The following is a 12,150-nucleotide window of genomic DNA, read 5'->3' on the forward strand; positions in this document are numbered from 1 at the left end:
AGATGTATGCCATTATGGGCGTTACAGGACAAGTCGGAGGTGCTGCAGCCGAGGCGCTGCTGGCGGAAGGCAAGAAGGTTAGAGCCATCGTAAGGAATGAAGAAAAGGCCAAAGCATGGCGTGAACGCGGCGCCGAGACGGCGATTGCGGATTACCGCGACTCTGCAGCCCTGCAGGAAGCTTTTACAGGCGTGAAAGGTGTATTCGTTATGAATCCGCCTTATTTTTATCCGGAGAATGGATTTCCCGAAACAAGAGCGGTTGCGGAATCCATACGCAAGGCGCTTGAAGCCGCAGCTCCGCCGAAGTTCGTTGCTTTGTCCTCTGTAGGCGCACATCGCGATCACGGACTTGGAATTATTGAATCTCTGCATATCCTGGAGCAGGAGCTTGGGCGGCTGTCTATTGCTTCGGCATTTCTGCGCGCAGCCTGGTTCATGGACAATTCTTTCTGGGATATTAAGCCTGCGCGGAGAGAAGGACAAATTCCCGGCTTCCTTTCCCCATCGGATCGTAAGATACCGATGATTTCGACGTTGGATATCGGCAGAATTGCAGCCGAAACACTTCAGCAAAGCTGGGAAGGCACGCGCTATCTTGAACTGCAGGGACCAGATTCCTATTCCCCCGATGATATTGCTTCTGTGCTCGGCAGGCTGCTGGATCGCAAGGTAGAGGCCGCTTCCATTCCCCGTGCAGATTGGGAGGAGCTCTTTATCAGCCAGGGCGGGATTGCCGGACGGATACATGGCAGAATTGAAATGCTGGACGGCTTCAATAGCGGATGGATTGACTTTGAGCGCCAAGGAACTGAATTTATCACGGGTACAGTGACATTAGAGGGATCTTTGAAAAAGCTTATGTAAACCATATAACGAGAAGAGCTTGCTGTACTATTCATTTTGCGGAGGTGTATCAGAAAGTATGAATAAGAGAACGCTTGGTAAAAATCTTGAAGTGTCCGCTCTGGGTCTGGGTTGTATGGGCATGTCCGCTTTCTACGGCGGACGGGACGACCAGGAATCGAACCTGACGATCGAACGCGCGTTGGAGCTGGGTATTACTTTTTTTGATACAGCGGATATGTATGGAACCGGCCGGAATGAAGAACTTGTCGGCAAGGCGCTTGCCAAGCGCCGCAGCGAAGTCGTGATCGCGACCAAGTTCGGCAACCAATGGAACGAGGAAGGCAAGATGATCGGCATCAATGGGCGTCCCGAATATGTCAAGGCTGCCTGCGAGGCGAGCCTCCGCAGGCTTGGAACGGATCATATTGATCTTTACTACCAGCATCGCGTAGACCGCAATACGCCGATTGAAGAAACGGTTGGAGCAATGTCCGATCTCGTCCGCGAAGGAAAAGTGCGGTACCTCGGATTATCCGAAGCCGGTCCCGCCACCATTCGCAGAGCCCATGCGGTTCATCCGATTACGGCCCTGCAGACGGAATATTCGCTGTGGAGCCGGGATGTCGAGGATGAGATCCTGCCGACATGCCGGGAGCTCGGCATCGGCTTCGTCCCTTACAGTCCTCTCGGACGCGGGTTCCTGACCGGAGAGATTAAGAAATTCGATGATTTTGCGGAGGATGATTACCGCCGGAGCTCCCCGAGATTCCAGGGCGACAATTTCCGCAAGAACCTGGACCTTGTCAGCAAGATCGAGGAATTGGCCGCCATTAAAGGCTGTCAGCCTTCGCAGTTGGCGCTGGCCTGGCTGCTGGCTCAGGGCAACGACATCGTGCCCATTCCCGGTACGAAGCGGAGAAAGTATCTGGAGGAGAATATAGGCGCTCTTGGGATTCAGTTCACTCCGGATGAGCTTAAGCTGATCGACGAAATCGCCCCCAAAGGCGTGGCGGAAGGGACCCGCTATGCAGAAGCGGGTATGAATAATCTGAACCTGTAATGACCGCATCTGCCGGATAACGGATCGAATTGTGCTGCTTCCGTCAGCAATGCTTGCTTATTGGTTTTGGTTGTTCGTTTCTCAAAAAAAGGAAGACCACCCGGGTGTCTGACTTCCCCCGGGTGGTCTTCTTCGAATTCTAATACAATCTGTCCAAGCGCAACTCGTTCAAAGCCGCCTCGTTTAAAAGAAGCCAAGCGCAGATTGCCCGAACAGTCATTGATAAATGCTACTCCTTCAGATCGGCCAGACTTACCGCTCCGCCCGAACGCGCCGACAGATTGGAGGCCTCCATCAGCCGGGTCAGATCGAGCGCCAGTTCCATATTCCGGGTGCCCGGAATTCCGCTGCGGATACTCGATACCCACTGCTCGAACGCCGTTGGCAGCGCGTCGGGCAGCGGCCACTCCACAACAGGATCAGCGCCGTTAGCGTAGCTCGCGACGATAAGCTTGCGGCTGTGAGCGGAATACTGCAGGCTGCCCTCCGTCCCGTGCACTTCAAGCGTGAACGGCGAGAACGGGTTCACAAACCCCGCCTCGACAATACCAAGAGCACCGTCAGGATAGCGAAGCACAACTGCGGCATTGTCCTCCACTTCGCGGCCGGTTACATAACCGTAGCTTGCACTGACGCTCTCCGGCATACCGAGCAGCAGGCGCGTCAGATACATCGGATGGCATCCGAGATCGATCATCGCGCCGCCTGCGCACTGCTCCAGGCTGTAGAAATACGCCGGCAGCCCGGTTTCCGAGAGCGCGCCTTTATGCGCCAGCCTCATGCGGGCCAGCGTCAGCCTGCCGAGCAGACCTTTGCCGATAACCTCCTGCGCAGCCTGTGCGAACGGCGTATTCAGCCGTGGCAGCGATACGGTAAGCATGATTCCTGCGGACTCCACGGCCGCCAGAATTTCGTTGGACTCCAGGAGCGTAGGGGCAAGCACCTTTTCCGTAAAAATATGCTTGCCCGCATTCGCCGCCGCCACCATAATATCCCGGTGCATCGTCGTTGGCGCGGTTACGATGACCGCATCGATGCCCGGATTGGCCAGCAGCTCCGCCAGATTGTCGTAATAGGGAACCTGATGCGTTTCCGCGTGCATGCGTCCCCGCTGCGGATCCTCATCCCATACAGCCGCAATGGCGATATCCGGATGCTGCTGCGCCTGCAGCACGTAATCCTTGGCGTGAACATGCCAGAAGCTCAATATTGCTGTCCGGATCATTTTATCCCTTCCTCCCATCGACCGGATCAGTCAAAATAGACTGCATTCCCGGTACGGTTCGATTCATAGATTGCCTCAATAATCTCGGATACGACGCAGGCCTGCTCCGGTGTGGTCATCGGTTCCGTGTCATTCACAACAGCTTCGATCCAGAGACGGATCTCCTTGTCGTGCATGCTTTCCTTGCGGCCCTCAAAGAAGTCCGCGCCTTTGACGTTGAATTGAATATCAGTATCGTACAGCCGCCCGAACTTCTCTCCGTTGATGCGCAGCGTTTCCTTCACATCCGCTCCGCCTTCGGTTCCGCACAGCGTATAGATGGCCTCCCGCGTATCGAGCATATTCAGCGCCCAGCTGGATTCCAGCATGACCGTAGCGCCGTTCTTCATCACGATCATTCCGAATGCCGAATCCTCAACCGTGAATTTCTTCGGGTCCCATGGACCGGCGGCGTTCGCCGCCTGCTCGCGCTGCGACAGCTTGTGATAAGCCGAACCCAACACGACGCGCGGTTCATAATTGTTCATCAGCCAGAGGGTCAGATCGAGCGCATGGGTGCCGATGTCGATAAGCGGCCCGCCGCCCTGCTTGTCCTTGTCCAGGAAGACGCCCCAGGTTGGTACGCCCCGTCTGCGGAGAGCATGCGCCTTGGCAAAATAAATATCGCCCAGCTCGCCGTTCTCGCACATTTTCTTCAAGAAAAGACTGTCCGGACGGAAACGGTTGTTGTAGCCGATCGTCAGCTTCTTGCCCGTACGGCGGGCCGCTTCCGCCATGCGGCGGGCATCCGCTGCCGTCTTCGCCATCGGCTTCTCGCACATGACGTGCTTGCCTGCTTCCAGCGCCGCGATGGACACCTCGGCATGGGCGTCGTTAGGGGTGCATACATGGATGACATCGATGGAGGCATCCGCCAGCAGCTCGCGGTAGTCCGCATAGACCTTGGCTCCGGAAGCGCCGAATTTATCCGCAGCCTGCCGGGCACGTTCGGGCACGATATCGCTGAACGCGCACAGCTCGACCTGCTCCAGCTTGCTGAGCGAGGGCAAATGCTTGCCGGAGGCGATGGACCCGCAGCCGATCACGCCAACCTTTACTTTGTCCATCATTGCTGGGCACCTCCCAGCAGCTCTCTGATTTCCGCCAATCTGTCCTTGATGCGCAGCGGCACTTCCGCATGCAGCTCGGCCCAGGTCACATACAAGGCTGGATCGATGCGATACTCGGTAAATTCCATGGATGGCTTGAAACGGCGCGTCTTCAAGTACTGCTCCACCAGCCGGTCCGTCTCGTCATCGGTCGTATAGACGCCGTCGAACGGACCGGTGATGAGCAGGCCCCGCCGTCCAGCCGTTTCATACGTGCAGGTCATCAGCTCGGGCAGCAGATAGAACATATCCGGCTGCGGCAGAAAGGCGTGCTTGCCGGGCTGGGAATACAGCTTGACATGGGTCCCGTCCACCAGATTGCTGCGGTCGTGGAGCAGTCCTTTGAAATGCCGGCCGTGAAAGCTGGCGTCGCAGTCCACTACTTCGCCGTCATGTCCGACATAGATCCATACATGCTCCAGCTCGTAAAGATGCTGGATATCGTAATCCCAATAGATTGCATATTCGATCAGATATTTGACCTGCGGGTCTTCAAATTCGAAGATTCTGCGCGTCGAGGGAGAAGGTCCCGCCTCTTCCAGTACGGTAACGCCGACACGGACAGGGAAGAAAGGCTCGTTGTTGTCAAAATAAATATAAGGGGCGTATTTGGAAATCCATTCGTTATTCATTGTTATATTCATCCTTCCAGGAGAGCTGTTTTTTGGGTGATACGATTATGGCTTTGTTCGATTTCTTCAGGCAGGCACTGTGATTTCAGTTCATATACCTTGATTGGCGCGCGCTTGATGACCTCGAGGAAATGGTCGAAATAGACGTCATCCCCGCTGTGCACATACGGGCACCAGTGATCCGACAGTCCGATCGTCTCGTGGATATGAACGCCGACGATATGGGGACTGACCTCCCGCAGGTCGCGCAAATTGTCGTACAGGCCCATCCGTTCCATCATCATGGCGTGTCCGATGTCGTACCAGAGCCCGACCGGGCTGCCCTTCAGGCTTTCTATAAGCGCCCCGGCCTCCCGAAGCGTCGGGATCTGATAGCAGCGGGCACGCGTCTCGATGCCGATGGCGACGCGATAGCCTTTTCTGGCCACAAATTCACTGATCTCCTCCAGACTGTGCCGGATTCGATTCAGATAAGACGGGGCAAGCTTCTCCCGCCTCTCCGTCATCTCCTGCCACAGATCCCGGTATTCCTGCGAATCCCGGCCCTGCTCGCGGTAGATCTGCTTGAGCTGCGAATCGATATTCACCGGGAACGGAACCTCGCCGGGATGAACGACTACTGCCTCCGCCCCGTAACGATCCGCATATTCAATGGACTGCTTCAGCAGGTCGACTGCGCGCCTGCGTTTCTCTTCATCCTCAAAGCCGAGCATGACGGAATCCGTGTCGTACTCCTTGTCGTCAACGAACGGGAACGCATGATGTACGCTGGATATGCGGATCCCCCCGCTGTCAATCATCGGCTCGATCGTCTCCAGATGCTCGCGCGTCACATTATAGTTCAGCTCCACGCTGCCGAATCCGAGTCCTTTGATCTCTTCGATCATGGCCCGGCCATCCCGGTGCTTCTTGATGTTCCAGCAGGTAGAAAACGAAAACTCTCCCTTGTCCGTTACCTTGTTCATATCGGGTCTCTACTCCTTCACCGATCCCAGCATGACGCCCGAGATAAAATATTTCTGCAGCCACGGATACACGATCAGAATCGGCACCGTGGCGAACATGATGCTTGCCGCTTTAATGCTCTCCGGCATTATCGAGACCAGCTGGTCTCCCTGCATCGACAGCGGATCGTTGGTCATGCTGTTCACGATGACCTGATACAGCTTGAGCTGTATGGGATACAGCTCGGGATTGGTAATATACATGAGCGCATCCATAAAGCTGTTCCAGCGGCCCACCGCATAGAAGAGACTAAGCGTGGCAAGCGCCGGCATGGACAGCGGCAGAATGATCTGGACAAGCGTCCGAAAATGGCTGCTTCCGTCCATCTCGGCTGCCTCCGACAGGCTTGCCGGGAGCGAGCGGATGAACGTGATAAGAATGATCAGGAAGAACGGATTTACCATCGTCGGCAGTATGAGCGAGCCGATATTATTCGTCAGGTGCAGACCCCTGATCAGCAAATAATCAGGAATCGTCCCGCCGCTGAAAAACATCGTGAACAAAATCAGAAACATGAAGAATTTCTTGCCCCGCAGCCTCTTGGATAAGGGATAGGCCGCAGCGATCGTCATCAGCATGGCCAGACAGGTGTAGCCTGCCGTCATCACCAGCGTCAGTCCAAGCGATCTGATCATCGTATCGTCCTGAAATACCTTCCGGTACGCTTCCATATTGATGCCCCTTGGAAAAACTGTCACTTCTCCAGACAGTATCGCTCTGTTGGAGCTGAGCGACACCGAAGCGATATGAAACAAGGGAGCCAGGCAGAGGATCACCAGCACAACGATCAGGATTACGTTGACAGCCTCGAAGGGCCTCCCTTTGCGGGCCGTTATCAGTCGAGTGTTCTCAGCCATCGTTTAGAATACTCCGTTTTCGGTTATTTTTTTGGCGATATAGTTCGCTCCCAGAAGCAGCACAATGCCGACCAGGGCCTGAAACAGACCGACGGCGGTCGCAAGCGAGAATTGCGAGGTCTGTATCCCCATTTTGTACACGAAGGTACTGATCACCTCCGAGAAATCCCGGACGCTCACATTCCCGATCACAAACGGCCGGTCAAAGCCGATCTGGACAATTTCGCCAATCTTGAGAATGAGCAGGACGACGATGGTCGGCTGAATCCCCGGAAGCGTCACCGACCACATCCTGCGCATCCGCCCAGCCCCGTCGACTGCGGCGGCTTCGTACAGCTCGGTATTGACGCCGGTAATGGCGGCCAGATAGATAATCGTCCCCCAGCCCGCGCTCTGCCAGACCCCGACAGCCAGATACGTAATAAGCCAGTCATATTTGTTCGTCAGGAACGGAATCGGATCGATGCCAAAATGCCCGAGCAGCAGATTGATAATACCGGTATTCGTTGCAAACACCTGATACATGATCCCGCCGATAATAACCCAGGACAGGAAATGGGGCAGATACAACGCCGTCTGCGCCAGCTTCTTGAACCGGCGTCCGCTCAGCTCGTTCAGCAGCAGCGCAAGCACGATCGGAGCGGGAAAGGATACGATCAGATCCAGTATGTTGAGCATGAAGGTGTTCCGCAGCGCTTCATAAAAGCCGCTCATCCCGAACACTTCCCGGAACACGTCAAGCCCGACCCAGGGACTGCCGCTGACGCCTTTGAACAGATTGTAGTCCTGAAAAGCGATCAGAATGCCGTACATCGGACCGTACTTGAAGATCAGGAAATAGGCGAGCGGCAGGACCAGCAGGGCATACAGCTGCCAGTTACGGTAGAAATAAAGGCCTTTGTTGTTCAATCCAGCTCACTCCCTTGCTGCTTTGCGAATTAAAAGCTCGGTGAAAAAGACAGGCTGCGCATGCGAAAAACGTCTTTACGATACTCGCGGGGCGCTGCAAGCATATCTATCGCTTGTCACTTGTCGAGATGACTGTTGTACCCTGCAGATGCTCCCGAAGCAGCTTTCTTACGAAAGCTTTCAGCTTGCGCTTCTCCAGACTATTTCCGCCTGCTCCGCCTGTTATTCACCGGACTTTATTGCTCCTGCTGTTATTTCTTCATCGCTTGAAAGGCTTCCGTGCGTTCCTTCACAATGGCGTCGCCGCCGCTTGCCATATAATCCTTGAGCAGATCGTCGTAGGTTTTGTTGAAAGCCTCGGGCTTTGCCATCACGCTCTTGACGATAATTTCATCGTATTTGTCCTGCAGCGTTGGCATATACTTGTTCTCCGCCTCGATCGGCGTCGTAAAGTTCGCATAATTGATCGTATCCGTCAGCGACATTTTGTAGGCATCCTTCACATATTGCTGGAATTCCTCAGGCACAGCCGCAGCTGCCGCCGCCCAATTCTTCTCGTCGCTGCCGAAGTCCTCGCCTTGGGTAATCATTGTAATGTCGCTGGAATTGTACATCCGCTTGCTCGTCGCATCGGATTCGATGCGGTGCGGCAGACCGTCCTCCAGCGTATAGTCCTCGCCTTCGACGCCGTTCATCAGCGTAAACAGGACATCCGGCTGCGCCATCCAGTCCAGATATTTGATCGCTTCCGCTCCGCGCTTGCTGGATGCCGGCACCATCAAAAAGAAGCCCGTCGGATCATATTCCGGCTTGAGATGCTTGCCGGCGTTATTCGTATACGGATCGGCAGGGACAAGCTTGGCGTCAGGGACGTTCTGCGTCAGCACCTTGGCGATGCCCGGCGTCGCATTGTAGCTGTTGCCCAGATTGTCGCTGTACATGCCGACTTTACCCGTCATGACATCCTGGAAAACCTGCTTCTCGTCCTTGTCCAGCGCGAAATCGGGACTCATCAGCCCTTCGTTGTACAGCTTGTTCAGAAACTCAACCGCATCCTTATGCCCCGGGAGCAGAAGCGGATAGCCCATGCTCTCCGACAGCGTGTAGCGCTGCTCGTCCGTAAGACCGTCCTGAATGAAGGACCAGACAATCGGCTCGATGGACGCAGGCGTCAGTGAGAAGCCGAGGGGAATAACCTTGCCGCCCGTTTGACCGGGGTCCTTTTCCTTGAACGCTTTTAAGGTCTGATAGACCTCTTCCGTTGTCTTCGGCATCGGCAATCCCAGCTTGTCCAGCCAGTCCTGACGGATGAGATTCTCATATTTGCCCGTATTGACGCGTCGTCCGGGAATCGAATATTGAACGCCCTCCACCTTGCCGCGGTCAAGCGTGGGAGCCAGATATTTTTTCAGGTTCGGACCATACTGATTGATGAGATCATCAAGCGCCAGCAGTCCTCCGTCCTTGGCGTAGCCGTAAGATGTGAGCACGTTCGTGTTGGCGAATACGATATCCGGAGCGTCGCCGCTGGACATCATGACATTGACTTTGTCGGTGGCGTCCGTACGCGGGATCGGCACGAATTCCACTTTAATGTTGTTCGGATCGCCGAAATTCGTCTGCACATAATCAGTCCAATAATTGTCGGTTACGGTAACTCCCGCAGGAGAATTGCCCCTGTCAAAAATACCGACCTTCAAGGTAACCTGCTCCGGCTTCGCCGTGGAGCCCCCTGTCGCTGCGGAGGAATTGCCCGCCTCATTCCCGCCCTGCGAGCATCCCGCCAGCAGACCGAACGATGCGACAACCGCCAGCATCATACTCAACCCTTTCCTTCTCATAAAACACCTCGCCATCTTTTTTTAAAATATAAGAAAGCATAGAATTCGACCTGCACTTTGCTTATATTTTTGAGTGAAGAAACTTAAGTGCGCCGCATAAGGAAGGTCGGAGCATGCCGTTTCTTCTCTGCCTCTCAAGTTATAGCGCTTCTTAAAAAGCAGGGCAATTTACACGTTTCCGCGGAACAAACAAAAAAGCAGATTGGCGCATCTGCCTGGAGTTTTGTATGGAGCAAACGAAATTCAGCGAACATACGAAAGGTCGGAAATCCCCGAAAACCCGCATAACGACTAGCTTTCCGGCTTTTTACATTCCCTCTTGCGTTCTGCCGGGGTGCATCAGCCTGCGATAGTCGCCGGGAGACACGCCAACCATTTTCTTGAAAATCCTGCCGAAGGAAATGGCATGCTCGTATCCGACCTGCCGTGAAATTTCATTGATCGATTGATCGGTTTCACGCAGCAGCTTTTGCGCCTGGCCAACGCGCAGCCCGATCAGAAAATCGACAAATTTGACGCCGAATTCTTCCTTGAACAGCTGGCTGGCATACTTCCCGTTCATGCCGAACCGTTCGCTGATATGATTCAGGGACAAGTCGGAATTCGCGTAATTGTCCTCGATATACTTTTTCACATCATAGATGATATGGGTATTGCTGCCGGATTCCAGAATCGTGACGTATTTATCGTACAGCTCGCCGATCAGCGACTCATATATTGCCCGGATCTCCGTCATCGCCCCCGTCTCCTTGAGCGCCTCTGCCATCCGGGGATAGGTGACCGTATCCCAATATTCATTGATCTCCGGCGATATCTCCTCCATCTCGCGGGCGAAACGGTGGGTCAGATAGTTCAGGAGCAGCTGCATCTCTTCGTTCTTCAGCACCCGCTCCTCCAGATGATCGAAAATCCGGGCAAAATCGTCCATCCAGGCCGGTGCAGGGATTCGGAAATGATGAATCAGATCCTCCAGCCATTTGAAATAAAGCGAATCGACGCGATTTTCCTTGTCCTTGATTTGCTGATAGACGATAATCCGGTTGTTTCCGGCCGTCATCTTATATTGAAGAGCGGCGAGCGCCTCGCGGAAGGACGTCTTGATATCCGGCCAATCGTCTGCAGATGAGCCGATACCGATCGTTACCGAGAAGACCAGATCGCCCGCCGCCCATTTGCGCAGCCTGTCCATCATGGCGTCGATGGTAGGCGGCTTGGCTTCCGGATCCGGATGAACCTGAACCAGGAGAGCCAACCGGTCGCCGGATATCCACTCCGAGCCGACGACCATTGCGCCGGAATGCCGCCATTTCCCGGCCGCCTTGTTCAGCTGTTCCTTGGAAGCAAGCAGTTCCTGCCGGTCACGACGCAGCAGAGGGACATATTTATCAATTTCCATAATCGCGATTACCAAACCGCACTTATCCTCCGGCAATCCGAACAGACGGGCGTATTCCTGCCACTCCTGCATGGGGATGGCTTTCTCGTCCTCCTGCAGCTCAAAGAAAAATTGCTTGCGCCTGACATGCACGCTCTCGGCCTCCTGCCGGTCGATCAAATCCATACGGACCATCATCGTGTCGAATGCGTGCTCGATAATCGAGAACTCATCTCTATTTGCCGCCTTTGTCTCCTGCTGATAAGATGAAACACGCCTTACAATATTCTCGATCGGCTGATAGTTTCTCCGGGTGACATACATGATATACGCAATAATGGCGGCCAGAGACAGGATAATGATCGCCAAGGGCATCAGTGAGCGTATCGCAGCCTGAGCAAACAGATTGGTACTGATCGTTCCGCTCGAATAATGCCAGCCGATGTAATCCGATTCCAGTTCAGTGAGCGGCTTCGCCCTCGGCGAGGCGGGACGCGTCGAGTAGATCGGGCTGCCCTGCCCGTCGGTGATGTCCATGAATTCCTTGGTGCCGCCTCTGAGCTTGCTTGCCGTCGACAGCAGCAGATCGGCCTTTACGTTCAGCACGATGATGCCCTCATTGCCGATGGAGTTTTTGGTAATCGAAATAATTCTCTCCGGCGGATCGATCAACGGAAACTCGGAATATTTGCGGATGGGCGACCAGTGGACGCTCTGGGACTTATTTTGCGCCTCCTGTACAAATTGCCTGTCCGTAAAGTCCTCAAGCTTCGCGGCATATCCGCCCGTCAGCACCATCTGGTCCTTGTTTCTGTAAAAGTAAATCGAATGAATCAGCGGGTTGTTGCGGATCTTGGCAATTTCACTGGACGCTTTGTAGTTGATCAGACTCGGCTCGTAGGCGCTGCCGTTGAAATAATCGTTGATCGCCTCGTTCTTGACGATCTGATTGGCGAGCATCAGCTCGATATTTTTGAGCGAGGTCGTCATGCCGTCCACGACATGGTCCGCATACGTGCGGTTGGTCTTTTCGGTTTCCTTGACCACATTGTTGTATGTAACGGCAAAAACGATCGCGATAATGACGGCTCCGGAGACGAACAGAGTCGAGAGGTGGGAAAGCAGAAACCGCTTGTACCATTTTTTGTTTTCCATATCAACCTCGCCCCTTCCATTTGAGCTTTTTACCGGCAGCGGATTTGGAATCCTATACCGCAGGAAGAAACAGCCTTGCCTTCCTATGGCGGCAT

Annotated in this window: 10 protein-coding genes; 2 read left to right on the top strand and 8 right to left on the bottom strand. The window is 54.4% G+C overall.

Translation table 11 applies throughout. From position 1 onward, the window contains the following. Window positions 1–2: 2 nt before the first annotated feature. The gene (locus AC0YOB_RS27225) at window positions 3–866 is read left to right on the top strand and encodes an NmrA family NAD(P)-binding protein (RefSeq protein ID WP_475795438.1); all 864 of its coding nucleotides are present in this window, start codon (window positions 3–5) and stop codon (window positions 864–866) included. A gap of 58 nt (window positions 867–924) precedes the next feature. Continuing rightward, window positions 925–1,908, top strand: a complete 984-nt coding sequence (locus AC0YOB_RS27230) for an aldo/keto reductase (protein ID WP_475795439.1) — start codon at window positions 925–927, stop codon at window positions 1,906–1,908. 229 nt (window positions 1,909–2,137) lie between these two features. Here the strand turns inward: AC0YOB_RS27230 and AC0YOB_RS27235 are convergent, their stop codons facing one another. From AC0YOB_RS27235 to AC0YOB_RS27270, 8 genes are all read right to left on the bottom strand, one after another. Then, complete coding sequence (locus AC0YOB_RS27235) at window positions 2,138–3,133, bottom strand: Gfo/Idh/MocA family protein (RefSeq protein WP_475795440.1); 996 nt, start codon at window positions 3,131–3,133, stop codon at window positions 2,138–2,140. Window positions 3,134–3,159: 26 nt separating this feature from the next. Next, window positions 3,160–4,242, bottom strand: a complete 1,083-nt coding sequence (locus AC0YOB_RS27240) for a Gfo/Idh/MocA family protein (RefSeq protein WP_475795441.1) — start codon at window positions 4,240–4,242, stop codon at window positions 3,160–3,162. After that, entirely contained in the window at window positions 4,239–4,913 is a 675-nt protein-coding gene (locus tag AC0YOB_RS27245; RefSeq protein WP_475795442.1) for a hypothetical protein, read from the bottom strand. Before AC0YOB_RS27245 ends, AC0YOB_RS27240 begins: the two co-directional genes overlap by 4 nt. 8 nt (window positions 4,914–4,921) lie before the next feature. Further along, window positions 4,922–5,878: a sugar phosphate isomerase/epimerase family protein gene (locus AC0YOB_RS27250; RefSeq protein ID WP_475795443.1), complete on the bottom strand. Its 957-nt coding sequence runs from the start codon at window positions 5,876–5,878 to the stop codon at window positions 4,922–4,924. A 9-nt stretch (window positions 5,879–5,887) separates the two neighbouring features. Next, window positions 5,888–6,775 (bottom strand): carbohydrate ABC transporter permease, encoded by an 888-nt coding sequence (locus tag AC0YOB_RS27255; RefSeq protein ID WP_475770186.1) that lies wholly within the window; start codon window positions 6,773–6,775, stop codon window positions 5,888–5,890. Window positions 6,776–6,778: 3 nt separating this feature from the next. Beyond that, window positions 6,779–7,684 (bottom strand): ABC transporter permease, encoded by a 906-nt coding sequence (locus AC0YOB_RS27260; protein ID WP_379113514.1) that lies wholly within the window; start codon window positions 7,682–7,684, stop codon window positions 6,779–6,781. A gap of 251 nt (window positions 7,685–7,935) precedes the next feature. Then, window positions 7,936–9,504 (bottom strand): extracellular solute-binding protein, encoded by a 1,569-nt coding sequence (locus tag AC0YOB_RS27265; RefSeq protein WP_475795524.1) that lies wholly within the window; start codon window positions 9,502–9,504, stop codon window positions 7,936–7,938. 328 nt (window positions 9,505–9,832) lie between these two features. Further along, window positions 9,833–12,055, bottom strand: a complete 2,223-nt coding sequence (locus AC0YOB_RS27270; RefSeq protein ID WP_475795444.1) for a helix-turn-helix domain-containing protein — start codon at window positions 12,053–12,055, stop codon at window positions 9,833–9,835. Between the last annotated feature and the right edge of the window lie 95 nt (window positions 12,056–12,150).

It is taken from the genome of Paenibacillus sp. JT31N17, from assembly GCF_056269255.1.